General features: G+C 66.4%; 23 protein-coding genes. 17 read left to right on the top strand and 6 right to left on the bottom strand.

Annotated features, from left to right (window positions below):
• Positions 1–152: 152 nt before the first annotated feature.
• Together ettA and BSZ14_RS16105 are read left to right on the top strand one after the other, a co-directional pair.
• Entirely contained in the window at positions 153–1,832 is a 1,680-nt protein-coding gene (gene ettA, locus BSZ14_RS16110; RefSeq protein ID WP_042482449.1) for an energy-dependent translational throttle protein EttA, read from the top strand.
• 149 nt (positions 1,833–1,981) lie between these two features.
• A complete protein-coding gene (locus BSZ14_RS16105) occupies positions 1,982–3,166 on the top strand; it encodes a sensor histidine kinase (protein ID WP_241823795.1) in 1,185 nt (394 codons plus the stop codon).
• Between the two features lie 24 nt (positions 3,167–3,190).
• Here the strand turns inward: BSZ14_RS16105 and BSZ14_RS16100 are convergent, their stop codons facing one another.
• The 4 genes from BSZ14_RS16100 to BSZ14_RS16085 form a co-directional block, all read right to left on the bottom strand.
• Positions 3,191–3,967, bottom strand: a complete 777-nt coding sequence (locus tag BSZ14_RS16100) for an NYN domain-containing protein (RefSeq protein ID WP_076711700.1) — start codon at positions 3,965–3,967, stop codon at positions 3,191–3,193.
• Positions 3,968–3,993: 26 nt separating this feature from the next.
• Positions 3,994–4,374: a DoxX family protein gene (locus tag BSZ14_RS16095; RefSeq protein ID WP_076711699.1), complete on the bottom strand. Its 381-nt coding sequence runs from the start codon at positions 4,372–4,374 to the stop codon at positions 3,994–3,996.
• A 113-nt stretch (positions 4,375–4,487) separates the two neighbouring features.
• Positions 4,488–4,970, bottom strand: coding sequence for a transcription elongation factor GreB (gene greB, locus BSZ14_RS16090; protein ID WP_076711698.1), 483 nt, complete (start codon positions 4,968–4,970; stop codon positions 4,488–4,490).
• A 30-nt stretch (positions 4,971–5,000) separates the two neighbouring features.
• Entirely contained in the window at positions 5,001–7,010 is a 2,010-nt protein-coding gene (locus BSZ14_RS16085) for a lytic transglycosylase domain-containing protein (protein WP_076711697.1), read from the bottom strand.
• 80 nt (positions 7,011–7,090) lie between these two features.
• Here BSZ14_RS16085 and dapA point away from each other — a divergent pair, with 80 nt between their 5' ends.
• The 12 genes from dapA to BSZ14_RS16025 all read left to right on the top strand — a co-directional run bounded on the left by dapA (position 7,091) and on the right by BSZ14_RS16025 (position 21,425).
• A complete protein-coding gene (gene dapA / locus BSZ14_RS16080; protein WP_076711696.1) occupies positions 7,091–7,990 on the top strand; it encodes a 4-hydroxy-tetrahydrodipicolinate synthase in 900 nt (299 codons plus the stop codon).
• A gap of 72 nt (positions 7,991–8,062) precedes the next feature.
• Positions 8,063–8,389 carry a hypothetical protein gene (locus BSZ14_RS16075; protein ID WP_076711695.1) on the top strand — a complete coding sequence of 109 codons (327 nt, stop codon included), beginning with the start codon at positions 8,063–8,065 and terminating at the stop codon, positions 8,387–8,389.
• A 79-nt stretch (positions 8,390–8,468) separates the two neighbouring features.
• The gene (gene smpB / locus BSZ14_RS16070; RefSeq protein WP_007403364.1) at positions 8,469–8,948 is read left to right on the top strand and encodes an SsrA-binding protein SmpB; all 480 of its coding nucleotides are present in this window, start codon (positions 8,469–8,471) and stop codon (positions 8,946–8,948) included.
• Positions 8,948–9,523 (top strand): DUF2062 domain-containing protein, encoded by a 576-nt coding sequence (locus BSZ14_RS16065; RefSeq protein WP_241823794.1) that lies wholly within the window; start codon positions 8,948–8,950, stop codon positions 9,521–9,523. Before smpB ends, BSZ14_RS16065 begins: the two co-directional genes overlap by 1 nt.
• Positions 9,524–9,618: 95 nt before the next feature.
• Positions 9,619–11,676 (top strand): M13 family metallopeptidase, encoded by a 2,058-nt coding sequence (locus BSZ14_RS16060; RefSeq protein ID WP_076711694.1) that lies wholly within the window; start codon positions 9,619–9,621, stop codon positions 11,674–11,676.
• 62 nt (positions 11,677–11,738) lie between these two features.
• Positions 11,739–13,766, top strand: coding sequence for a M13 family metallopeptidase (locus BSZ14_RS16055; RefSeq protein ID WP_076711701.1), 2,028 nt, complete (start codon positions 11,739–11,741; stop codon positions 13,764–13,766).
• 82 nt (positions 13,767–13,848) lie between these two features.
• Complete coding sequence (locus BSZ14_RS16050; RefSeq protein ID WP_076711693.1) at positions 13,849–16,272, top strand: hybrid sensor histidine kinase/response regulator; 2,424 nt, start codon at positions 13,849–13,851, stop codon at positions 16,270–16,272.
• 39 nt (positions 16,273–16,311) lie between these two features.
• On the top strand, positions 16,312–16,662 hold the full coding sequence (locus BSZ14_RS16045; RefSeq protein WP_056435315.1) for a response regulator: 351 nt from the start codon (positions 16,312–16,314) through the stop codon (positions 16,660–16,662).
• Between the two features lie 88 nt (positions 16,663–16,750).
• Positions 16,751–18,472 (top strand): dihydroxy-acid dehydratase, encoded by a 1,722-nt coding sequence (gene ilvD / locus BSZ14_RS16040; protein ID WP_042482422.1) that lies wholly within the window; start codon positions 16,751–16,753, stop codon positions 18,470–18,472.
• On the top strand, positions 18,459–18,845 hold the full coding sequence (locus BSZ14_RS16035) for a hypothetical protein (protein ID WP_076711692.1): 387 nt from the start codon (positions 18,459–18,461) through the stop codon (positions 18,843–18,845). Before ilvD ends, BSZ14_RS16035 begins: the two co-directional genes overlap by 14 nt.
• Entirely contained in the window at positions 18,842–20,224 is a 1,383-nt protein-coding gene (locus BSZ14_RS16030; RefSeq protein ID WP_076711691.1) for a bifunctional ADP-dependent NAD(P)H-hydrate dehydratase/NAD(P)H-hydrate epimerase, read from the top strand. Before BSZ14_RS16035 ends, BSZ14_RS16030 begins: the two co-directional genes overlap by 4 nt.
• Positions 20,225–20,228: 4 nt before the next feature.
• Positions 20,229–21,425: a class I SAM-dependent RNA methyltransferase gene (locus BSZ14_RS16025; protein ID WP_076711690.1), complete on the top strand. Its 1,197-nt coding sequence runs from the start codon at positions 20,229–20,231 to the stop codon at positions 21,423–21,425.
• Here BSZ14_RS16025 and truA read toward each other — a convergent pair.
• Positions 21,407–22,156, bottom strand: a complete 750-nt coding sequence (truA, locus tag BSZ14_RS16020; RefSeq protein WP_076711689.1) for a tRNA pseudouridine(38-40) synthase TruA — start codon at positions 22,154–22,156, stop codon at positions 21,407–21,409. The genes BSZ14_RS16025 and truA overlap by 19 nt on opposite strands.
• Positions 22,153–23,058, bottom strand: coding sequence for a methionyl-tRNA formyltransferase (fmt, locus tag BSZ14_RS16015; RefSeq protein WP_042482408.1), 906 nt, complete (start codon positions 23,056–23,058; stop codon positions 22,153–22,155). Before fmt ends, truA begins: the two co-directional genes overlap by 4 nt.
• Before the next feature lie 53 nt (positions 23,059–23,111).
• Between fmt and recR the strand changes: the two genes are divergently transcribed.
• The 3 genes from recR to rmuC all read left to right on the top strand — a co-directional run bounded on the left by recR (position 23,112) and on the right by rmuC (position 25,822).
• On the top strand, positions 23,112–23,708 hold the full coding sequence (recR, locus tag BSZ14_RS16010) for a recombination mediator RecR (protein ID WP_076711688.1): 597 nt from the start codon (positions 23,112–23,114) through the stop codon (positions 23,706–23,708).
• A gap of 45 nt (positions 23,709–23,753) precedes the next feature.
• On the top strand, positions 23,754–24,275 hold the full coding sequence (def, locus tag BSZ14_RS16005) for a peptide deformylase (protein WP_042482404.1): 522 nt from the start codon (positions 23,754–23,756) through the stop codon (positions 24,273–24,275).
• Between the two features lie 92 nt (positions 24,276–24,367).
• A complete protein-coding gene (rmuC, locus tag BSZ14_RS16000; protein ID WP_076711687.1) occupies positions 24,368–25,822 on the top strand; it encodes a DNA recombination protein RmuC in 1,455 nt (484 codons plus the stop codon).
• Positions 25,823–25,827 lie beyond the last annotated feature (5 nt).

Here is a 25,827-nt window from a genome sequence, read left to right as displayed (position 1 = left end):
AGGACAGGGCGGAGGCGGTCAGGGCCGCGAGAAGAATGCGCTTCATGGAATGGAGTGTTGCGCAGCCGGTCCCGTTTGCCAACCGCCCGCGCAACCACTACATGGGCGGGCAAATATCCCACAGTCGCAAAAGCACGGAGCCCCGCGCCGCCATGGCCGTCCAATATACCTATGTGATGAAGGGTCTGACCAAGACCTTCCCCGGCGCCAACAAGCCTGTCCTCAACAACATCCACCTTCAGTTCCTGCCGAGCGCGAAGATCGCCATCATCGGCCCGAACGGCGCGGGCAAGTCCACGCTGATGAAGGTGATGGCGGGCATGGACACCGACTTCACCGGCGAGGCCTGGGCCGCCGAGGGTGTCCGCGTCGGCTATCTGGCGCAGGAGCCGCAGCTCGATCCCACCAAGGACGTGATGGGCAATGTCAAGGACGGCGTGCGCCCGGTCGCCGATCTGGTCGATCGCTTCAACGCCATTTCGGCCGAGATGGGCGATCCCAAGGACGACACCGATTTCGACGCCCTGATGGAAGAGATGGGCGAGCTTCAGGCCAAGATCGATGCGGTCGACGGCTGGTCGCTCGACAGCCAGCTCGAACAGGCGATGGAAGCGCTGCGCTGCCCGCCGGGCGACGCCGACGTCACCCGCCTGTCGGGTGGTGAGAAGCGCCGCGTGGCGCTCTGCAAGCTGCTGCTCGAAAAGCCCGACGTGCTGCTGCTCGACGAGCCGACCAACCACCTGGACGCTGAGAGCGTGTCGTGGCTGGAAAACTATCTGAAGGAATATGCCGGTAACGTCATCCTCGTCACCCACGACCGCTACTTCCTGGATAACGTCGTCAACTGGGTGCTCGAGCTGGATCGCGGCCGCTACTACACCTACGAATCCAACTATTCCGGCTATCTGGAAAAGAAGGCCAAGCGCCTGGAGCAGGAGGAGCGCGACGAGGCGGGCAAGCAGAAGGCGATCGCCGACGAGCTGGCCTGGATGCGGCAGACGCCCAAGGCCCGCCAGACCAAGTCGAAGGCGCGTATCCGCGCGTTCGAGGAACTGATGGAGAAGCAGGAGAACCGCGTCGCGGGCAAGGCGCAGATCCTGATCCAGATCCCCGAGCGCCTGGGCGGCAAGGTGATCGAGGCCAAGGGGCTGACCAAGTCCTATGGCGACAAGCTGCTGTTCGAAAATCTCGACTTCATGCTGCCGCCAGGCGGTATCGTCGGCGTGATCGGTCCGAACGGCGCGGGCAAGTCGACGCTGTTCAAGCTCATCACCGGCCAGGAACAGCCCGATGCGGGCACGATCGAGATCGGCTCGACCGTGAAGCTCGGCTATGTCGACCAGAGCCGCGACGACCTCGATCCCAACAAGAATGTCTGGCAGGAAATCTCCGACGAGCTGGAGGTCTTCCGCTTCGGCAAGCAGGAGCTGGGCACGCGCGCCTATGTCGGCGCGTTCAACTTCCGCGGCCCCGACCAGCAGAAGAAGGTCGGCCAGCTGTCGGGCGGCGAGCGCAACCGCGTCCATATGGCCAAGATGTTGAAGGAGGGCGGCAACGTCCTGCTGCTCGACGAACCGACCAACGACCTCGACGTGGAAACGCTACGCGCGCTGGAAGAGGCGCTGGAGACGTTCGCGGGCTGCGCCGTGGTCATCAGCCACGACCGCTTCTTCCTCGACCGCCTCTGCACCCACATCCTGGCGTTCGAGGGCGACAGCCATGTCGAATGGTTCGAGGGCAATTACGAATCGTACGAAGAGGACAAGCGTCGCCGCATGGGCGATGCCGCCGATCGTCCGACGCGTCTGGCCTATAAGAAACTGACCCGCTGATCCCGGCAACGTCGGTTTCGGATGACGCCCTTCCCGAGCGATCGGGGATGGCGTTGCCGTATCGGGCGCTGGCCCATGGGTTTAAACCGATGCGGCCAATCCCCATCTGGACCGTTATAACGACAGGGTAACAAAGGGCGCGGTGGGGAATGGCGGTAGTGGAGCAGGCGCAGGGCGAAGATCGTGAGATCGCCAGCGCAGGGCAGTTGCATTATCGGCTCCGCCAGCAATCGGTCCTCGCCGCCTTCGGGATCGAGGCATTGCGCGCCCGCGACCTGGACCCGATGCTGCAGCGGGCAACCGAGCTTTGTGCAGAGGGGATGCGATCTTCCTTCTGCAAGTTCCTGGAGTACAAGGCAGACCGGGAAACGCTTCTGGTTCGCACCGGCGTGGGCTGGGGGGCGGGTGTGGTCGGCTCGACCGAGATGCGCACCGATATGGGTTCGCCAGCAGGCTTTGCGCTCCAGACGGGGCAGGGGGTCATTTCCAACCATCTCGACCAGGAAGAACGGTTTCGGACGCCGCAATTCATGGCCGACCACAGGATTCGCCGCGCGATCAACGTGCTGGTCGAGGCATCCGGTCAGCGTTACGGGGTGCTGGAGGTCGACAGCCCGGACGAGGGCCGTTTCGAGGAGGCCGACCTTGCCTTCATGCAGGGTTTCGCCAATCTGATCGGTGTCGCGATTGAACGGCAGGAGGCCGAGCGCCGTCTGGCCGAGGCGGTGGAGCATCAGCAACTGCTGACCCGTGAGGCCAGCCATCGGGTCAAGAACAGCCTGGCGCTGGTGTCGGCCATGCTGAACCTCCAGAAGCAGGAGGATGACGACCCCCGTGTCCTGAGGATGTTGAACGATGCGCAGGCGCGGATCGCCGCCATCGCGCAGACCCATGACCGGCTGTGGCGCAGCGAGCGGGTCGGCATGGTGTCGCTCGACGACCTGGCCTGTGGCATCGCGGATCAGCTGGCCCAGCAGGCCAAGGATCATGAGGTGCATTGCGATATCGAGGCGATCGAGATGAACGCCGATACCGCGATCCCCATCGGGCTGATGCTGACCGAGCTGCTGACCAACGCGATCAAATATGCCTATGGCGAGGAAGGCGGCGTGATCGATGTCGGCCTGCACGCGCGGGACGGACAGATCGTCCTGTCGGTGCGCGACAAGGGCAGGGGCCTGCCCACCGATTTCGACATGAAGGCAGCCTCCCGCCTCAGCCTGGGCATGCGGATGATCACCAGCCTGGCCCGGCAGTTGCGGGGCGAAGTGCGGTTCGACGATGCCGCGCCGGGGACCTGCGCGACGCTGACCATGCCCGATCCAAGGGATTGAGAATTCTCCCCGCTCGGGGGAGGATTACCGCACCCGCTTCACATAGGTTCGGCCGCCTTCGCGCCGTTCGGTCTGGAAATTGGGGACCGCCTCGATCAGGTCGGACAATCGCTTGAAGCCGAAATTGCGTGTGTCGAAGCTCGAGCGGTTGCCCGCCAGTTGGCCGATGGCCGACAGGCTGGCAAAGCCGCGCTCGTCGCGCTTCACCGAATTATAGGCGTCGACCAGCAGCTTGAGCAGTTCCTCGTCGATCGGGCGCGGTGTACCCGCCGTCCGCTTGGCCTGTTCGATCGAGGGCGGTAGCGAATCGGCCAGCGGGACGTCGGCCGTAACGGGCTTCGCAACAGCGGGGCGGGCCGCTTCGCCGATCAGCGCGCCGACATCGATGAAGCGGCTGCATGCCTGCTTGAATGCCTCGGGCGTACGGCTGTTGCCGAAGCCATAGACGGGAAAGCCGTCCTGCCGGATGCGCGTGGCCAATGGCATGAAGTCGCTGTCCGACGACATGATGCCGAACCCGTCGATTCGCCCCCGGAACAGCAGGTCCATGGCATCGATGGTCATCTTCATGTCGGTGGCGTTCTTGCCCTTGGTCAGGTCGAACTGCTGCTGCGGCTCGATGCCGTGCTTGACCATGACGTCGCGCCAGCCCTTCAGGCCGGGCTTGGACCAGTTGCCATAGGCGCGGCGGACATTGACCGTGCCCAGCTCGGCAAGCACGGTCAGCACAGGGTCGATGGCGGCCGACTGCGCATTGTCGGCATCGATGAGCAGCGCGATATTGTGGGTCAGGGCGTTCATGCCGCCCTGACTATCAGAGCCGCGGATCAGTCGCCACGGCGCATTGCATCGACGCCGATCGAACCGCCACCGGCCGCCGCGAGGTACAGAAAGGCGAAGCAGTAGAGAATCGCCGCCTCACCGCCATTGGCCAACGGCAGGAAACCCTGCGGCGCATGGGCCATGAAATAGGCGACCGCCATCTGGCCCGCCAGCAGGAAGGCCACGGGCCGCGTGAACAACCCGATCAGCAGCAATGCGCCGCCGCCCAGTTCCAGCACGCCCGCCGCCGTCAGCAACGGATTGAGCGGCATGGGGAAGGGCGGGAGCCCGAAGAATTTCGAGACGCCGTGCGCCAGGAACATCAGGCCGAAGACGGCCCGGAACAGCGACAGAAGCGGGGCGGAGAAACGGGCGGGGATAGGCATGACCGATACTCATTCAGGAAGGGCCGCGAGGATCGCTGTCCCATGAGCAATATCTTGCTGTCCGCCAGTCCCACAGCAAGGACCGGATACGAAACGAACCGTTGCGAATGCGGTTACGGATCAGGATAGGCGATGGCGATCACTTCATATTCGCGCTCCCCCGCCGGCAGCGTCACGCGCCGCAGATCGCCGACCGAGGCCCCGCGCAGCGCCCGGGCGAGGGGCGCGTTCCAGCCGACCCGGCCTTTGCCCGCATCCGCTTCGTCATCACCGACCAGCGTGAGCACGCGCTCGTTGTCGTCCTCGTCGGCGATCGTGACGGTCGCGCCGAACCAGACCTTGCCGCGGTCTTCCTGCCGGGCAGGGTCGATGACCTTGGCGGCCTTCATCCGCTTGGACAGCCATCCCAGCCGCCGGTCGATTTCGCGCAGGCGCTTGCGACCATAGATATAGTCGCCATTCTCGGAGCGGTCGCCATTGCCCGCCGCCCAGGCGATGGTGTCGACCAGCTTGGGTCGCTCGACCGCGAACAGCGCCTCATATTCCTGACGCAGCGCGGCATAGCCCGCCGGGGTGATATAGTTGGGACGATCCATCGCCCCCCTCTATCCCCTATGCCGCCGTGATCAACCCGGCCGCGACGACTTGCCCAGATACCAGCTGAGCGGCGTCGGTCCCCGGCTGGTCGCGCGCGCCGGGTTCATCAGGTCATAGACGACCGCATTCTCCAGGACCCGCTGCACATAGTTGCGTGTCTCGGAATAGGGAATCGCCTCGATCCAGTCGACGATGTCGACCGAGCCGGTGCGCGGGTCGCCATTGGCGCGAAGCCACTTGTTCACGTTGCCGCCGCCCGCATTATAAGCTGCAATCGCTAGTGGATAGCTGCCATAATTATTGCGGATTCTCTCGAAATAACTGGCGCCCAGCTGGATCGACAGGTTCGGATCGGTGGTCAGCGCGGCGGGCGAGTAGGACAGGCCGATCTTGCCCGACTGCTCGGCGGCGGTGGCGGGCATCAGCTGCATCAGGCCACGCGCGCCCGCATGGCTGACGGCGGCGCGGTCGAACTGGCTTTCCTGCCGCGCGATGGCGTGGATGATCGTCCAGCTCTGCTCATAGCCGGTCGGGACCGGGATCGTCGGAAAGCCAGCGGCCGAATAATCGGTCAGCCCGTTCTGCATCGCGCTGCGCCCGACCATGACGGCCAGGTCGGGGCGGTTGATGCTGCGTGACAGGTCCGCGGCAAGCAGGTGATCATTTTCGTCCTCCGCATCCGCCGCGATCTGGCGGATGAAGGCGCTCTGGTCCTGCCACTGGCCGATCATGCCCAGGAATTTGGCGGCGCGCACCGTCTCGCGCGCATCGAAGGCGGCGCGGACGGCTGGCGCGACATTGGTCGCGGCGATCGCGGGCGGCGCGACCAGCGGGCGGCCGGTCCGCTCCAGCGCCAGCTGACCATAGAATTGATCGCGATACTGCGCGGCCCGGTTGTAGAAACCCGCCGCCTCGGTCGAACGACCAGCCGCCTCGGCCGCGCGGCCCGCCCAGTAGAAGCCCTTGGCGCGGGTCTGCGGCGACTGGCTGCCCCGGCCATAGCGGTCGAACAGCGTCATCGCATCGGCGGGGCGCGCCAGCTTCATCGCGCTCTGCCCGGCGAGCCAGACCAGGCTCGTATAATCGTCGCGCTCGCCATAAGGCTTGGTCGAGACGTCGGTGCCAGCCGGATAGGCGTCGTCGACCTGCCGCGCGATGTCATAGGCGGTCTGGAGTTGACCGTCATTCGCCGCCGCCCGCGCATTGACCAGCAGCGCCTCGTAGAATTTCTCGACATTGCCCGGCCGGGTGGCCAGCTGCCGGGTCCGGGCAAGCCAGGACCGCGCGGTCAGGCTGTCACCGGTGTCGCGCAGCCAGCTGGCGCGGTCGGCGACATAGCCCGCATCGCTGGCATATAGCTCGGCGGTGGAGACCGACAGGCTGGCGGCATCCGCCGATTTCGAGCGGAAGGCCAGCCGCGCCGCGAAGATCGGACGCCGCGCCGCGCTCGTATAGTTCAGCTGTCGCGCCGCGGCGCTCGTCTGCCCCGACCAGAGCAGCGCATCCATCCGCGCATCCTGGTCCTCGGGCGTCAGCGCGGAGGCGAAGGTCGACATGACCAGCGCCTCGTCATTCGGCGACAACGCCCCGCGCCGCCAGGCCGTTCGCGCCGCCTGCGCCGCTTCGGCGGGGAAGCCGGTCGCGAGCAGGGCGCGCGCATAGGCGACACCGCCCGCCGCCGACTGGGGCGGGAAGCGGCGGAAATAAGCGACGATGCTGGACGGCGCGGCGGTGAAGTTCGCGGCCTGCTTCTCGGCGGCACGGCGATTGCCCGCTTCGCCCGGCCAGCCGGGATGCGCCATCAGGAACCCGGCATAGCTGTCAAAGGGCAGCGAATCGGTCTGTTGCAGCGCGCGCCACTGGGCCAGCGCCGCCGCGATCGCACCGTCGGCAGGGGCGGGCATGCCCTGCGTCTCCTGGTTGGGGCTCATATTCGCCATTTGCGTGCGATACCGGTCGAGCTGGTCCTGCCCGCCCGGTGTCACCATCGATCCCGCCAATGTTGCGAGGAGCGCGCCCGCCTTCGTCAATGCCATCATGGTGGACAGAATAGGGACTCTACCCGTACATGTCCTGAACAAATTGTCCCACTCGGCGCAGCAGGAGCGCATTTCCTCTCATGTTTTCAGGGTCCATTCCGGCGCTTGTGACGCCGTTCGACGATCAGGGCGGTCATGTCGGCGGAGCGTTCGACGAGGCGAAATTCCGGGATTTCGTCGAATGGCAGATTTCGGAAGGCTCCACCGCGCTGGTCGCCTGCGGCACCACGGGCGAAGCGGCGACCATGCCGAAGGACGAGCATTTCCATGTCGTGCGCGTCTGCGTCGACCAGGCGCGCGGCCGGGTGCCGGTGATCGCGGGCGCAGGCTCGAACGACACGATCGTCGCGATCGAAAACCTGAAGGCCGCGCAGCAGGCCGGGGCCGACGCCGCGCTGATGGTGCCACCCTATTACAACCGGCCGAGCCAGGAGGGCATCGCGCTCCACTTCGCCGAGCTGGCGAAGAATGCGCCGCTGCCCATCGTCCTCTATAATGTGCCCGGCCGGACCGTCACCGATATCCAGCCATCGACGCTGATCCGCGTCGTCAAGGCCGCTCCGCATGTGTTCGTGGGCGTGAAGGATGCCAGCGGCGCGCTGCCCCGCGTGTCGCATCATCGCGCCGCGCTGGGGCCGGATTTCTGCCAGCTGTCGGGCAATGACGATCTGGCGCTGGCCTTCAACGCGATGGGCGGGGTGGGGTGCATCTCGGTGACGGCCAATGTCGCGCCGCGCCTGTGCGCGGAGTTTCAGGCGGCCTGTGCGGCCGGGGACATGGCGCGTGCGCTGGAGTTGCACGACCGGCTGTTCCCGCTGCACGAGGCGATGTTCACCGACGCCTCGCCAGGTCCGGTCAAGTACGCACTCAGCCGCATCATGCCGCATTTCCCGCAAGGCGTCCGACTGCCGATGACCTGGCCGTCCGAGGCATCGCGCGCGCAGGTGGATGCCGCGCTGGCCCATGCCGGATTGATCTGAACCCGGCCTTCCTTCGGCCGCAATCCCGGACGAACATCGCGTCGACGATGGGCGGCACAGGGAGAACGGTCGATGTGGGCCTTGGTGATGATCGCCTTTCAGACGGGCGCGGTGGCCGGGCCTGTCCTGCCAGCGCCCCGGAAAGCATCGACCGCCCGCCATTGTCCACCCGACGATGGCGCCGGTGACGTGGTGGTGTGCGGCCGGTCGTCCGACGCGGACCGGATCGGCACGATCCCCGATTATTCCAGACCCACGACCCTGCCCAGGGCGCGCACGGAAATAGCAGGCGTCGGCGCGGTTTCGGCGGAAGCCGAGCAGGTGGATGTCGGCGGCATGCCCAGCAAGCGCGCCATGATCCGGTTGACCATCCCGATGGGTGGCCGCCGCAAGCCGTGAGTGTTCCGTCCCGGAAACGGGAAGGAGCCGTCATCAGCGGCTTTTCAGGACGCGTTCAAGCGCCTACATCGACCCGTCCATGCGCCCGAAACCCCAAACCTTCGACAAGAAGAAGATCGTCGCCGAGAACCGGCGCGCCCGCTTCGATTATGCCATCGAGACGACCTATGAGGCCGGTATCGCCCTGACCGGGACCGAGGTGAAGTCTCTCCGCTTCGGTGAGGGATCGATCGCGGAATCCTATGCCGAGGTGCGCGGCGAGGAGGTGTGGCTGGTCAATTCCAACGTCCCCGAATTCAGCCATGGCAATCGCTTCAATCACGAGGCGAAGCGCCCGCGTAAATTGCTCCTTCATGAGCGCGAGATAAACAAGCTCCATGGTGCGGTGGCGCGCGAGGGCATGACCCTGGTGCCACTGATGATCTATTTCAACTCGCGCGGTCGCGCGAAGGTGGAGCTGGCATTGGCGAAGGGCAAGAAGGCGCACGACAAGCGCGATTCGATCAAGGAACGCGATTGGAAGCGCGAGCAGGGCCGTATCCTGCGCGATCGCGGCTGATGGCCTCGGCCGTGCCGACCATGTGGGGCCGTACCCTGGGATGGGTCCGGCGCAACATGCCGACCCGCGATTCGATGGAGAACAACCGGCTGCTCCGGCCGGTCGCGCACCGTGTCCTGGCGCCCGAGCTGTGGCGCTTTACCCGGCGGTCGGTGCCTCGGGGCGTCGCGCTGGGCGTGGTGGCGGGTTTCCTGTTTCCGGTCGCGCAGATCGCGATAGCGGCGGTCTTCGCATTGCCATTCCGTGCCAATGTGCCGGTCGCGGCGCTGACCACCTTCATCACCAATCCGCTGACCACGCCGATCATCTGGGTCATCGCCTATCGCATCGGCACGTTCCTGTTGCGCAGCGAGGCGCCGCTCAACACCCAGCCGGTGGCCGAAGCCGCGACGGGCTGGTTGCAATGGGCGTTGAGCGCCTTTCACTGGCTGTGGGAACAGGGTCCGGCTTTTGGCCTCGGGATGTGCGTGCTGACCGGCGGGTGCGCGGTGATCGGCTATGCCGCCTCGGCATTGGGCTGGCGTGTGTGGATCGCGCGCAAATGGCGCAACCGGCGGAAAAATGCGGCCTTTTGATAGCGCTATTGCCGTTTGGCGTGACTTTCTAACGGTTTGACTGGGCGTATCGGCTCGTTACAACAGTCGCATCCATCTCCTTTTCGGGAATTCAGATGCGCTCTCTTCTGATCGCCGCTCTTCTTACGACCGCCATTTCCCCCGTCATGGCCCAGACTGCGAACCCCGTCGACAAGGCTGCCGTCGGCCCGGTGAAGCCCAACGCCAAGAACGGCCCCGAGATCGGCGATTTCGGGTTCGACATGGCGGGTCGCGATACTTCGGTGAAGCCGGGCGACGACTTTTTCGATTATTCGAACGGCACCTGGTACAAGAACACGACGATCCCCGCCGATCGCTCGTCCTATGGCATGTTCCACGTCCTGCAGGACCGCTCGCTGGAGCAGACCCGTACCATCCTCGACGAGGCGACCAAGCAGCCGGGCAACAAGGCCGGTGACTTCTACGCCAGCTTCATGGACGAGGCCGCCGTCAACGCGAAGGGCGTGACCCCGGTCAAGCCGTGGCTGAGCGCCATCAAGGCGACCCAGAGCCGCGACGCGCTGGCGATCGAGATGGCCAAGCTCCAGCGTCAGGGCGTCGGCGCACCCTTCGGCGTCTATATCGGCCAGGACGACAAGGCCCCCGACACCTATATCCCGAACTTCGGCCAGAGCGGCCTGGGCCTGCCCGACCGTGATTATTATCTGAAGGACGACGCCAAGCTGGCGACGATCCGCACCGCGTACCAGGCGTATCTCGCCAAGATGCTGACCTTGGCGGGCGAGCCCAATGCCGAGGCGCGGGCGGCGGCCGTGTTCAACTTCGAAAAGGGTCTGGCGGGTGTCCACTGGACCCGGATCGAGAGCCGCGACGCGGACAAGACCTATAACAAGTGGATGGCCGCCGATTTCGCCGCCAAGGCGCCGGGCTTCCCCTGGGCGCAATATATGCAGACGCTGGGCGTCGCGGGCCGTCCGGCCTATCTGGTCGCACAGCCCAGCGCGATCACCGGCGAGGCCAAGGTCTATAGCGAGACGCCGCTCAATGTCCTTCAGGACTATGCGATGCTGAAGGTCCTGCGCAGCTATGCGGGGTATCTGTCGAGCGATTTCGACAAGACCAACTTCGCCTTTTACGGCACGACCCTGTCGGGCACGCCGCAGCAGCAGGCGCGGTGGAAGCGCGGCGTCGGCCTGGTCTCCGACGGCCTGGGTGAGGAAGTCGGCAAGCAATATGTCGCCAAATACTTCCCGCCGGAATCGAAGGCCGCCGCCGATGCGCTGGTCAAGAACCTGATCTCCGCCATGGGCGATCGACTGCGCAATCTGGAATGGATGGCACCCGAGACCAAGCAGAAGGCGCTGGCCAAACTGGCCGCCTTCACGCCCAAGATCGGCTATCCCGACAAGTGGAAGGATTATTCGGCGCTGCAGATCCAGCGCGGCGATCTGGTCGGGAATGTCGCGCGGGCCAATGCCTTCGAGTTCCAGCGGGACCTCAACAAGCTGGGCCAGCCGATCGATCGCGGCGAATGGTTCATGACGCCGATGACGATCAACGCCTATGCCAATCCGCCGATGAACGAGATCGTGTTCCCGGCCGCGATCCTCCAGCCGCCCTTCTTCGATCCGAAGGCCGATCCGGCGATCAATTATGGCGGCATCGGCGCGGTGATCGGACATGAGATCAGCCATCACTTCGACGATCAGGGCCGCAAGTACGACGCCACCGGCAAGCTGACCGACTGGTGGACGCCGCAGGACGTGGCGCGGTTCAAGACCTTCACCGATGCACTGGTAAAGCAGTATGACGGTTACGAACCGCTGCCCGGCCAGCACATTCAGGGCGGCCTGACGCTGGGCGAGAATATCGCCGATCTGGCGGGTCTGACGGTGGCACTCGACGCCTATCACAAGTCGCTGGGCGGCAAGCCCGCGCCGATCATCGACGGCACGACCGGCGACCAGCGTTTCTATTATGGCTGGGCGCAGGTGTGGCGGACCAAGTGGCGCGAACCCGCGCTGCGCCAGGCGCTGTTGTCCGATCCGCACTCGCCGGGTCATGAGCGCGTGCTGACCGTGCGCAACCTCGACCCCTGGTATGCGGCGTTCGGCGTCAAGCCGACCGACAAGATGGCGCTGACCCCGCAGCAGCGCGTCCGCATCTGGTAATCGACTGAATGACAGGCCCTCCGGCACGAACCGGAGGGCCTTTTTCTGTTTTGGAGAGAATGATGAAGAGCTTGGCCATGGCCGCGCTGCTCGGCGCGACCGCGATCACGGGGGCCGTGGCGCTGAATGCGCAGGACCGCCCCGCCGCCGCCAACGGCCCAACCTATGGGCGGTTCGGCTTCGACGAGAAGGGCATGGACAAGTCGGTCCGCCCCGGTGACGACTTCTATGCCTTCGCCAATGGCGAATGGGCCAAGACCACCGCCATCCCCGCCGACAAGTCGAGCTACGGCGCGTTCGACAAGCTCGCGGACCTGTCGCGGGAGCGGACCCATACCATCCTGGAACAGGCCAAGGGGCAGCGGAACCAGATCGGCACCGCCTATGCCACCTATCTCGACACCGCCACGATCGAGGCCAAGGGTCTGGCGCCGATCCAGCCCTGGCTGAACCGGATCAAGGGGCTGGCCGACAAGTCGGGCTATGCCGCCTTGCTGGCCGAGGCGGACCGCAACGGTGTCGGCATTCCCTTCGGCTCGGGCGTCGGGCAGGATGCGCGCCAGCCCAATCTCTACACCGTTGGCCTGCGCCAGTCGGGGCTGGGGATGCCGGACCGCGACTATTATCTGAGCGACGACCCCAAGCTGTCGGCTGCGCGGGCGGCCTATCAGGCGCATCTGGCCAAGATGCTGACCATGGCCGGCGAGTCCGATGCCGAGGCGCGCGCCGCCGCGATCGTCGCCTTCGAGACGCAGATCGCCAAGGTCCACTGGACCCGGATCGACAGCCGCGACCGGACCAAGACCTACAACAAGATGACCGTCGCCGATCTGGCAAGGACCGCGCCGGGCTTCGACTTCGCGACCTATCTGAAGGGCGTGGGCACGCCGGTCGACACGCTGGTCGTCGCGCAGCCGGCGGCGGTGACGGGGATCGCCGCGCTGATCCAGTCGACGCCGATCGCGGTGCTCAAGGACCAGTTGCTGGTCCGCTCGCTCGATGAGTTCGCCGATGTCCTGCCTGCCAAATTCGACCAGGAGCAGTTCGCCTTTTACGGCACCGTCCTGTCGGGTACGCCGCAGCAGCAGGAGCGCTGGAAGCGCGCGGTCGACTTCACCAGCAGCGCGCTCGCTGATGAGGTGAGCAAGGTCTATGTCGCGCGCTATTTCCCGCCCGCGACCAAGCTGGCCGCCGATGCGCTCGTGAAGAACGTCCTGGCCGCGATGGGCAAGCGGATCGACCAGCTCGACTGGATGGCCCCGGAAACCAAGGCGAAGGCCCATGCCAAGCTGGCCGCCTTCACCCCGAAGATCGGCTACCCGGATCGTTGGAAGGATTATTCGGGTCTGAAGATCGTCAGCGGCGACGCTTTCGGCAACGCACTGCGCGCGGCCCAGTGGCGGCACGAGGACAATATCGGTCATCTCGGCAAGCCCATCCAGCGTTGGGAATGGGGCATGACCCCGATGACGGTGAACGCCTATGCCAATTTCGGCATGGTCGAGATCGTCTTCCCCGCCGCGATCCTGCAACCGCCCTTCTTCGATCCAAAGGCCGATCCTGCGGTCAATTATGGCGGCATCGGCGCGGTGATCGGCCATGAACTCAGCCATCACTTCGACGATCAGGGATCGAAGTTCGACGCCAAGGGACAGTTGACCGACTGGTGGACCGCCAAGGACGTCGCGGCGTTCAAGGAACGCACGGCGGCGCTGGTGAAGCAGTATGACGCCTATGAGCCGCTGCCCGGCCTTCATGTGAAGGGTGCGCTGACCCTGGGTGAGAATGTCGCCGATCTGGCGGGGCTGTCGGTTGCCTATGACGCCTATCACGCGTCGTTGAAGGGCAGGGCGGCGCCGGTGATCGACGGCTTTACCGGCGACCAGCGCTTCTATCTGGGCTGGGCGCAGGTGTGGCGTCGCAACTACCGCGAGGCGAACCTGCGCAACCGCTTGCTGACCGACCCGCACTCGCCGTCTCAGCAGCGCGCCTGGGTCGTGCGCAATCTCGATCCCTGGTATGCGGCCTATAGCCCCAAGCCGAACGAGAAACTGTATCTGACGCCCGAACAGCGCGTCCGGATCTGGTAATCATCATCCACCTCCCGGCATGGGCCGTCCGTCCGAGGGATCGGGCTTGACCCATGCCGGGTTGCCGGATGATGGGTTGAGGATGGCGATCGCGTCCCTCGAAAGATTTCACCCCACCCGCGTCGCGGCCGCCGTATCGGTCGCGAGCGGAGCGGGCGCGGCCATCCTGTTGTTCATGGCGATCCGCAGCTGGGTCGTGGCGGCGGGGTTTCTGGCGGCGGCGCTGCTGGCCTTTGGCGTCATCCTGGTTTGGCGCATCCTGACCCCCAGGGTGGAGCATAGCCGACGCAGCGTGGATTGGGACTTTGCGCGGGTCGTGGCGGATGCCAGCCTGGACGCGATCGCCGTCACCGACCGGGCCGGGCGACTCGTCTGCGCCAATGACGCCTATGCCTCGCTCTTCCCGATGATGCCGACCCCGCCTGGCGTGCCGCTCGACGCAGCGTCGGTGGAGGCGCTGGCGGAGGCGGGGCGGACCGCGTGGCGCGACGGCCTGGGCCGGGCGGACCGGATCGCGGTGATGGGAACCGAATTGTCGGTGCTGGTCACACGGGCGGGTGACGAGGCCGACCTGCTGGTCTGGCGCTTCGCCATTGCCGAGGAACAGGACCTGGCCGAGACGGTCGAGCGGCTGATCGGCGGCATCCATGGCGACCGGCTGGGCACGGCGGGGATCATGGCGGCGCTGATCGCACCCGATGGCCGGGTGCGGGCCGCCAACCGGGTGCTGTGCGCGCGGGCGACGGGCGGCGAGATGATCTCGATCGTCGGCCGCGACTTCGCGACCTTCCTGGCGCATGATCCGGGCGGGCAGGTCCGCTTTGCCGCCGAACTGGCGAAGGGCGAAGGCAAGCCGCTGCGCATCCTGCAAATCCCCTTTGTCGAGGGGGACTCCGCCCCGATGCTGGTCGCGCTGCTCGACGAAGACGAGCAGCTGGTCGCACCGGCAGGCACGAGCGCGGGCAGCCATGTGCGGGGCCTTGTCTCGCTGATGCCCTTCGGAATCGCGCTGGTCGATCGCGACGGCCGTTTCATCCAGATGAATTCGGCCTTCATGCGCGCCGCCGGGGTCAACGGCACCACGCCGCCGCTCTATCCGGGGGATCTGGTGGTGCGCGAGGACAAGGCGGCGGTCGCCGACGCGATCCGGCGCTTCGCCAGCGGCGCCACCCATTCGGCCGACATGGCGGTGCGGCTGAAGGATCACCCCGAAGAGCCGGTGGCGTTGACCATCGCGGGCGCGCGGGGGCTGGGCGAAGCGGCGGTGCTGCTGAGCCTGAAGGACAATTCGGAGGAAAGCCGCCTGAAGCGCGAGGTCGCGCAGGCGACCAAGATGCAGGCGGTCGGTCAGCTGGCGGGCGGCGTCGCGCACGACTTCAACAACATCCTGACCGCGATCATCGGCCATTGCGACCTGATGCTGATGCGCCATTCGCCTGGCGACAGCGATTATGACGATATCCAGCAGATTCGCACCAACTCCAACCGCGCCGCCAGCCTGACCCGCCAGCTGCTCGCCTTCTCGCGCCAGCAGACGTTGCGGCCCCAGATCCTGCAATTGCCCGATGTCGTGTCGGAGGTGTCGAATCTGCTCAAGCGGCTGCTTGGCGAGCGCGTGCGGCTGGACGTCAGCCATGGCCGCAATCTTGGTCCGGTCCGCGCCGATCCGGGGCAGTTGGAGCAGGTGGTCGTCAATCTGGCGGTCAATGCGCGCGACGCGATCCTGGAGAACGAACCGGCGGGCGGCGGCATATTGACCATCCAGACGCGCGCCGTGTCGATGGCCGATGCGCGGGCGCTGAACAATGAAATCCTGCCCGCCGCCGATTATACCGCGCTCATCATCAGCGACAACGGCACCGGTATTCCGCCCGATATCCTGGGCAAGATCTTCGAGCCATTCTTCACGACGAAGGAACTGGGCAAGGGCACGGGCCTAGGCCTGTCGACCGTATACGGCATCATCAAGCAGTCGGGCGGCTATATCTTCGCCGACTCGCCGCCGGGCGGCGGTGCGAAATTCTCCATCTATCTGCCCGTCCATGCCGCCCCGGCCGTCTCGCCCAGCCAGGCAAGCCCCGCCAAGCTGCCGGCCAAGGTCACGACCCCCTGGGGCTCGGGCACGATCCTGCTGGTGGAAGACGAGGACATGGTCCGCGCCGTCGCCGAACGCGCGCTGTCGCGCCAGGGCTATACCGTCATCTCGGCCGAGAATGGCGAGGCGGCCCTCGAAATGCTCGACAAGCATGGCAAGCCCGATCTGCTGATTTCCGACGTGGTCATGCCGACGATGGACGGGCCGACCATGGTCGGGCTGGTCCGCAAACGCTATCCCGACCTCGCCGTGCTGTTCATGTCGGGTTACGCCGAAGAACAGCTGCGCAAGTCGATTACGCTGCCCAATGTCGGCTTCCTGCCAAAGCCTTTCTCCGTCCAGCAACTGGCCGAGGCGACGCAGGTCGCGCTGGCCCAGGGAAACAACGGTCAGCGCGCGGATCGCAACTAGCGGCTGGCGCGGGGCGCAAAGCATGTTATGGCGATACTGATGACAGAGCCCGTGCAGATCCTCATCGTCGAGGATGAACCCCTGATCGCCATGATGCTCGAGGATTTCCTGGACGTCCTCGACAAACAGGTCGCGGGCACCGTGGACAGCGTCGACGACGCGCTCGCACGGGTGGCCGAAGGCGGTATCGACGCCGCCATTCTCGACGTCAACCTGCGGGGCGGCCAGAAGAGCACGCCCGTCGCCGAAGCGTTGGCCGAGCGTGGCGTGCCGTTCGTCTTTGCCACTGGCGGTGCCGACGATGCGGTGGACGAGCGGTTTCGTGACCGTCCCCGTCTGCAAAAGCCGTTCACGATGGACGGCGTGGCGAAAGCATTGGGTTCGCTCTGACCCGCTGACGCCTGCAAAGGCCCGGAATTAAGGGTCGTTGCGAAATTTGCTTGCGTCTGGGGGCTGTCTGGCGACATAGGCCTGCGCCATGACACGCCAATTCGACAAGTCTCGCCTGCCGTCCCGCCACGTTTCCGTCGGCCCGGAGCGCGCACCCCATCGCAGCTATTATTATGCGATGGGCATCCAGGAAGAAGATATCGCCAAGCCCTTCGTCGCGCTGGCGAGTGCGGGCAACAACTCGGCCCCTTGCAACACCACGCTGGATGCGCAGGCCGATGCCGCGCAGGCGGGGGTCATTCGGGGCGGCGGCATGCCGCGCCGTTTCAACACCATCACCGTGACCGACGGGATCGCGATGGGGCATCAGGGGATGAAGTCCTCGCTGGTCAGCCGCGAGGTCATCGCCGATTCGGTCGAGCTGTCCGTGCGCGGCCACTGCTATGACGCTTTGGTCGGCTTTGCGGGGTGCGACAAGTCGCTGCCCGGCATGATGATGTCGATGCTGCGCCTGAACGTGCCGTCGATCTTCGTCTATGGCGGCTCGATCCTGCCCGGCCGCCACCACGACCGCGACGTGACCGTGGTCGACGTGTTCGAGGCGGTGGGCCAGCATGCGGCGGGGAATTGCCCGCTCCACGATCTGATCGCGCTCGAAAAGGTCGCCTGCCCGGGCCACGGCGCGTGCGGCGGCCAGTTCACCGCCAACACCATGGCATGCGTCGGCGAGGCGATCGGCCTGTCGCTGCCCAACAGCAACATGATGCCCGCGCCTTTCCTCGACCGCCACGGCATCGCCGAGGCGGCGGGCGAGCAGGTGATGGAGCTGATTGCGCGCAACATCCGTCCGCGCGACATCTGCACCCGTGAAGCCTTCGAGAATGCGGCGCGTGTCGTGGCGGCAACGGGCGGATCGACCAATGCGGGGCTTCATTTGCCTGCCATGGCGAACGAGGCAGGGATCGACTTCGACCTGTTCGACGTCGCCGAGATCTTCAAGACCACGCCCTATATCGCCGACCTGAAGCCGGGCGGCCGCTATGTCGCCAAGGATATGTACGAGGCGGGAGGCGTCTATATGCTGATGAAGACGCTGCTGGCGGGTGGGTTCCTGCATGGTGATTGCATCACCGTGACCGGCAAGACGCTGGCCGAGAATATCGACGAGGTCACCTGGAACCCCGACCAGAAGGTCATCTACGACGTGAAGACGCCGCTCAGCCCGACCGGGGGCGTGGTCGGCCTGCGCGGGTCGCTGGCGCCTGAGGGGGCGATCGTGAAGGTCGCGGGCATGAAGCGTCTCCAGTTCGAGGGCACCGCAAAGGTCTTCGACTGCGAGGAAGAGGCCTTCGCCGCCGTCGAGGCGCGCGCCATCACCGAGGGCACTGTCGTCGTCATCCGCTACGAAGGGCCGAAGGGTGGTCCGGGCATGCGCGAGATGCTGTCGACCACTGCCGCGCTCTACGGCCAGGGTCTGGGCGAGAAGGTCGCGCTGATCACCGATGGCCGCTTTTCGGGCGGCACGCGCGGCTTCTGCATCGGCCATGTCGGTCCCGAAGCGGCCGATGGCGGCCCGATCGCTCTGGTCGAGGATGGCGACAGCATCCGCATCGATGCCGAGGCGGGCACTATCGACCTGCTGGTCGAACCCGCCATACTGGATGAGCGCCGTGCGCGCTGGACGCCGCGCGTGAACGATTATCAGGCTGGTGTGTTGTGGCGCTATGCCCAGAATGTCGGCCCCGCGCATCAGGGCGCGGTCACGCACCCCGGCGCCAAGTCCGAGCGCCATGTCTATGCGGATATCTGATCCGCAGTGGCTGGTCGGTGCCCTGGCTCTGGCTGGCTGCTCGGGCGGTGAGGCGGATCGGCAGGCGGCGGCGCAGAACGGCCCCGTCGCCGAACAGAAACCCGGTCTGGCGATTCACTGTGCGCTGGCGGGGGCGGAAGCCTTCGCCCATGACTGCACGGTGGAACAGTCGGGAATGGGCGATGCGGTCATCTTGACCGTCCGGCATCCCGATGGCGGGTTCCGGCGGCTTCAGGTGACCCGCGATGGGCACGGCGTCGCGGTCGCGGACGGGGCGCAGCCCGCATCGGTATCGCTTGCGGGAGAGCGGCAGATCGAGGTGGCGGTCGGTGGTGACCGCTACCGGCTGCCCGCCACGGTGGGAACGCCGTGATCCCGATCGACGGGCTTCCGGTCCTGACCGCCGCCGAAATGCGGGCGGCGGAACAGGCGGCGATGATCGGGGAGGTGACCGAGGCGACCCTGATGGATCGCGCCGGATCGGCCATCGCGCAGGCGGTCGCCCGGCTGGCTGCAGGGCGAGAGATACTGGTGCTATGCGGCCCCGGGAACAATGGTGGCGATGGCTATATCGCGGCAGCGGCGCTCAAGCGACAGGGCTTGGCGGTACGGGTGGCGTCCAGCGAAGCGCCGCGCAGCGCCGGTGCCGGTCGGGCGGCCGCGATCTGGGGTGGCGCGGTCGAACCCCTGGATGGCACGCAGCCCGCACCTGTCCTTGTCGATGCCATCTTCGGAACGGGTCTGTCGCGCCCTCCTTCCGATGAAGTGCAGGATACGCTGACCCGGTTTGCCGAAGCGGCATGGCTGAGGATCGCGGTCGATCTTCCAACAGGGATCGCGACCGACAATGGCAAGTCGCTGGGCAAGGTGCCGCGCTTCGACGTGACATTGGCACTTGGCGCGGTGAAGCCGTCGCATCTGTTGCAGCCCGCTGCCAACGCCATGGGGCAAGTACGCTTGCTAAATATCGGCATCGCCACCCATTCGCAGGCCCGCGCCCTGACGCGGCCGAACCTGCCCGAGCCGGACGCGAATTCCCACAAATATAGCCGCGGCATGGTTGCTGTCATGGCAGGCAGCATGTCGGGGGCATCCGAGCTCGCCGCGCTCGCGGCCTTGCGCGCGGGCGCGGGTTATGTGCTCCACCTCGCATCGGGTGGGAGCCCCGGTTCGGCCGCACCTCATGCGATCGTTCGCCGGGATTATGCGCCCGACGCGCTGGACGAGGATCGCATCGGGGCCGTCGTGATCGGTCCGGGCCTGGGGCGGGACCGCGACGCGTCCGAACGGCTGGAAGCGGCGTTCGCCAGCGGACGGCCATTGGTCATTGATGGCGACGCACTCCGGCTGGTAGAGCTGGCGACGCTGGCCACGCATCACGGCCCCAGGATCCTCACCCCGCATGGTGGGGAGTTCGTCCATCTGTTCGGCGAAGTGACCGATGACAAGCTTACCGCCACCCGTCGCGCCGCCCGGCAGAGCGGAGCAGTCGTCGTCCACAAGGGCGCCGATACGGTCATCGCCGCGCCCGATGGCCAGGCGATCCTGTGTCCCGAGGCAAGTCCATGGTTGTCGACGGCGGGCACCGGCGATGTGCTGGCCGGAGCGGTCGGTGCGATGCTCGCGGCAGGGCTGGAACCGCTGGCCGCTGCGGAGGCGGGCGTCTGGCTTCACGCCCAGGCGGCGCGGGCCTGTGGCAAGGCTTTCATCGCGGACGACTTGGCAGACGCGCTTTCCGCCGTCAGAGGCTGATCGCATGAGCGATACCATCATCCGCGTTGCCGCCCGGGGCGACGGCGTGACCGCGAACGGCCGCCACGCCGCCTTTGCCGCACCCGGCGACACCCTGTCGGCCGACGGCACCGTCATGCCCGGCCCGCATCACCAGACGCCGCCCTGCGGCCACTTTCCGCGCTGCGGCGGGTGCCAGCTCCAGCATCTGGACGACGAAAGCTATGCCGGGTTCGTCACCGACCGCATCGCCTCCGCGCTCGATGCGCAGGGCCTGACCGCGCCGTTGCGCCCTGCGCATTGCTCGCCGTCGCACAGCCGCCGCCGCGCCACGCTGCATGCCGAGGCGAAGGGTGGGCGCGTGCTGATCGGCTTTTCGGAGGAAAAGAGCCACGCCATCGTCGACATGGCCGAATGCCATATCCTCCACCCGACGCTGTTTGCGGTGGTCGGCCCGCTTCGAACGCTGCTCCAGCGGTTGGGATTCAAGCGGCGCGGCGACGTGCATCTGGCGTTGGCCGATCAGGGGGCGGACATTCTCGTCACCGGCTTCTCGCCTGACGGGTTGGAAGCGGCCGAGACGATCATCGCGTTCTGCCAGCGGCACGGCGTTGCGCGCTTCTCGGTCGATGACGGCCTGGGCGCCGAGACGCGCTGGGAACCCGAGCCCGTGACGATCACGCTGGGCGGGGTCGGCGTACCCCTGCCGCCCGGCGCTTTCCTCCAGGCGACCGCCGATGGCGAGGCCGCCCTGGTCGCCGCGGTGCGTGAAGCGGTGGGCAATCCCCGCACCACCGCCGACCTGTTCGCCGGGCTCGGCACCTTCGCGCTGGCTTTGCCGGGTAAGGTCTATGCCGCCGAGGGCGCGCGCGATGCGATCCTGTCGCTGAAGGGCGCGGCGAATATGGCGGGCCGGATGGTCTTCGCCGAGCATCGCGACCTGTACCGCCGCCCGCTGACCAAGGCGGAGTTGGACCGGTTCGACGCCATCGTCCTGGACCCGCCGCGCGCGGGCGCGCGGGACCAGGCGGATGCGCTGGCCAGCGCCACGGTCAGCGCAGTCGCCTATGTCTCGTGCAACCCGTCCAGCTTCGCGCGAGATGCCAAGGCGATGGTCGACCAGGGATGGCAGCTCGACTGGGTGCAGCCGGTGGGCCAGTTCCGCTGGTCGACCCATGTCGAACTGGCGGCGCGCTTCTCGCGTCAGCCTTTGTCCGGATAATCCGCCGCCACGAAGAACAGCCCGTCGGACGGCGCGTTCAGCCCCAGCTGCGCGCGGTCGCGGGCGTTCAGCGCCGCTTCCACATCATCGGGTGACCAGCGGCCCATGCCGACCAGTGCCAGGCACCCGACCATCGACCGCACCTGATGATGCAGGAAGGACCGCGCGGCGGCGCGGATGAACAGGCGCGAATCGACCCGTTCGACCGACAACAGGTCGAGCGTCCGCACCGGGCTGTCCGCCTGACAATGAACCGAGCGGAAGGTTGTGAAGTCATGCCGCCCGACCAGCCGCGCGGCGGCGTCCGCCATGGCGGATTCGTCGAGCGGCTGCGGCACCTGCCACGCCAGTCCGGCTTCATGAGTCAGCGGCGCACGGCGGTTGACGATGCGATATTCATAGGACCGCCGGATGCAGGAAAATCGGGCATGCCAGTCGCCCGCTACCGTCACGCAATCGAGCACCGCGACCGGGTTCGGCCTGATCCGTGCGTTGATCGCCTCCATCAGGCGAAAGGGCGCGATGCCCTTGGCGATGTCGACATGTGCGCGCATCGCCAGTCCATGGACACCCGCATCGGTGCGGCCTGCCGCATGAACGGCGGTACGCTCGCCGGTGACGGCATGGACCGCGTCCTCCAGCGCCTGCTGGACGCTGGGGCCATGCGACTGACGCTGCCAGCCCATGAAGGGCCGTCCGTCAAATTCGACCGTCAGCGCAAATCGCGTCAAAGCCGCGTCCCCGCCGGGATGGCAAAGCCGCGCAGCAGATCATCGGCGCTCGATACGCCACGCCCGGCCCGCTGGAGGGTGACGGGACGCAGCGCGCCTTCGCCGCACGCGATGGTGAGCCGATTGTCCAGTATTTCGCCGGGAGCACCATGGGCGTCCACCAGCTCGGCCGACAACAGCTTGATCCGCTCCCCCTGATATTCGAACCACGCGCCGGGAGCCGGATGAAAGGCGCGGACCAGCCGCTCCAGCTCGATCGCACTCCTGGTGAAATCCAGTCGCGTTTCCGCCTTGTCGATCTTGGCGGCATAGGTGACGCCCTCGACCGGCTGGGGGCGGGCCGGATATCGGTCCGGGTCGGCCAGCACCTTGACCATCAGTTCCGCGCCCATGGCCGCCAGTTTCTCAGTCAGTTCGCCCGTCGTCTTGCGTCCGATCGGCGTCGAGCCTTCCAGTCGCACCGGGCCGGTGTCGAGACCTGCCTCCATCTGCATGATACCCACGCCCGTCACGACATCGCCCGCCAGGATCGCGCGCTGGATGGGCGCGGCCCCGCGCCAGCGCGGGAGCAACGAGCCATGGACGTTCAGGCACCCCAGTCGCGGGGCGTCGAGGATCGCCTGCGGCAGGATCAGGCCATAGGCGGCGACCACCGCGACATCGGCGTCCAAATCCGCAAATCGTGCCTGTTCCTCCGCCGAGCGCAGCGAAACCGGCGTCATCACCGGAATGTCCAGACTTTCCGCCATCTGCTGCACAGGCGAGGGGACCAGCTGTCGCCCGCGCCGCCCGCCGGGACGCGGCGGCTGGCTGTAACTGGCGACGACCTGATGCCCGGCCTCGACCAGCGCTTGCAGAACCGGGACGGCAAAGCCCGGCGTACCCATGAAGATGATCCGCATAAGGACGCCTCTCTGCGCTGGCGGGACGGCGCGCAACCCCCTATCTGTTCCCTATGGCATCCCCCGAGATCGAGGCGCTGACCCAGGCGCTGGCGCGTATTCCTGGCCTTGGCCCCCGATCGGCCCGTCGCGCGGTCCTGCACCTGCTGAAAAAGCGGGAGGCGGCGCTGGTGCCGCTGCTGACCGCGTTGGGGGCGGTCGAGGAGCGGCTGGAGACCTGCTCGACCTGCGGGAACATCGACACCGCCAACCCGTGCGCGATCTGTGCCGATCCCCGGCGGGATGCGGGCGCGCTGTGCATCGTCGAGGAGGTCGCCGATCTCTGGGCGCTGGAGCGTTCGCGGCTTTTTCCGGGGCGCTTCCATGTACTGGGCGGGCGGCTGTCGGCACTGGAGGGCGTGCGGCCCGAAGACCTGACCATCGATGCGCTGGTCCGCCGGATCGAGGGCGGCGGCGTCGACGAGGTCGTGCTGGCGATGAACGCCACGTTGGAGGGGCAGACCACCGCGCACTATATCGCCGAACGGATCGAGCGCTTTCCGGTGCGCGTCACCCAGCTGGCCCATGGCCTGCCGGTCGGCGGCGAGCTGGACTATCTCGACGAAGGCACGCTGGCCCAGGCGTTGCGCGCACGCCGGCCGGTGGTCTGATCCGCCGGCTTGACGGTTCGGACCGCTGACCGTAGCGAAACCGACATGGCCATTCTTCCGATCGTCGAAATTCCCGACCCCCGCCTGCGTCTCGTCTCCAAGCCTGTCGAGACGGTGGACGATGGCGTCCGCCAGCTCGTATCCGACATGATCGAGACGATGTACGACGCGCATGGCATCGGCCTTGCCGCGATTCAGGTCGGCGTCGACCAGCGCATTCTCGTCATCGACCTCCAGGAGGAAGAGGATGAGGAAGGCAAGCCGGTCAAGAACCCCAAGGCCTATATCAACCCCGAAGTCCTGTCGGTCAGCGACGAACTGTCGACCTATAACGAAGGCTGCCTGTCGATCCCCGAGCAATATGCCGAGGTGAAGCGGCCCGCCTCCTGCCGCGTGAAGTGGCTGGACGAAAAGGGTGAGGCGCATGAGGCCGAACTCGACGGCCTGCTCGCGACCTGCATGCAGCATGAGATCGACCATCTCAACGGCGTCCTGTTCATCGATCATGTCAGCCGGTTGAAGCGCGATATGCTGATGCGCAAGCTGAACAAGATGCGCAAGGGCTGACCTTTACCGGCGTGGCCGGTCGAATGGCCTTGTTCGACCGGCTTCGTTCGTTCTATGTTCCGACCTGTCCCTACGTCTGACAGGTTGTTGAAATGCCCGAATTGATCGCCGTTGCGCTGCTTGCCCTGTTGCTGGGGGGCGTGGTCGGCTGGATGGCCGCGCGGCGCAAGGCCGATGGCTTGGCCGCCGAGCTGGCGACCGCCACGACCCGTGCGGGCGAAGTGGAGCCGCTGCGCGCCGCGCGTGACGCGGCCGAGCGCGACCGGAGCGAGGCGCTTCAGGCGCTGGCCGAACTGCGCGGTCGTGCGGCGGATCTTGATGTCATCCGGGCGGCACGCGATGCCGTCGAAGCCGAGCGCAACGCCGCGCATCGTGAACTGGCCGAATTGCGGGCACGCGCGCAGGAACGCGAAACGGCCTATGCCCAGACGCTGGAGGCGCTGGGGCAGGCGCGCGAACAGATCAACGCCCAGTTCGGCGAAGCCGCCGCCCGCGCGCTGGAAGTCGCCCAGCGCCAGTTTTTGGAACGGGCAGAGGCACGCTTTCGCCAGTCGGAAGAGGCATCCGGCCAGACGCTTAAGGCGCTGCTCGATCCCGTTCACCAGCGGCTCCAGCGTTACGAGGAAGGCGTGCGCAAGGTCGAGGACGAGCGTCGTGATGCCTTTGGCGAGTTGAAGGGCCAGATCGAGGCGATGCGGATCGGGCAGGAGCGCGTCTCCGGCGAGGCGGCCAAGCTGGTCAATGCGCTGCGCAACGCGCCCAAGGCGCGCGGACGCTGGGGCGAGCAGCAGCTTCGGAACGTTCTCGAGAGTTGCGGCCTGTCCGAACATGCCGATTTCCAGACCGAGGTCAGCGTCGATGACGGCGAAGGCGGTCGCCTGCGCCCCGACGCGATCGTGCGGGTACCGGGCGGCAAGGCATTGGTGATCGATGCCAAGGTCTCGCTCAACGACTATCAGGACGCGTTTGGTGCGGTCGATGAGCCCGAGCGGCAACTGGGCCTCGCACGCCATGCTGCCGCGATGCGCGCGCACGTCAACGGACTGGGCAACAAGAGCTATTGGAACCAGTTCGAGGACGCGCCGGACTATGTCATCATGTTCGTGCCCGGCGAACATTTCCTGTCGGCCGCGCTAGAGAATGACCCGACGCTATGGGACTTCGCATTCGACAAGCGCGTGCTGCTGGCGACGCCGACCAACCTGATCGCTATCGCGCGGACGGTCGCGGCGGTCTGGCGGCAAGAGAAGTTGGCGCAGGAAGCGCGCCAGATCGGGGCGTTGGGCAAGGAACTTTACGCGCGCCTTGCCGTGATGGGCGGCCATGTGTCGAAGCTGGGCAAGAACCTGGATACCGCGATGACGGCTTATAACGCCTTTGTCGGGAGCCTGGAGAGCCAGGTGCTGACCAGCGCGCGGCGCTTCGAGGCGCTGAACATCGATACGGGCGGCAAGAGCATCGATTCCCCGCCGATCGGCGAACAGGCGGTGCGTCCGCTGAGCAAGCTGCTGCCGGTTACGGATCTGGCCGAGGGGGGTACGGAATAGGCGGG

The organism is Sphingomonas sp. Sph1(2015) (genome assembly GCF_001970915.1).
GTDB classification, from domain to species: domain Bacteria; phylum Pseudomonadota; class Alphaproteobacteria; order Sphingomonadales; family Sphingomonadaceae; genus Sphingomonas; species Sphingomonas parapaucimobilis.
This window is presented reverse-complemented; position numbering and strand designations above follow the sequence as displayed.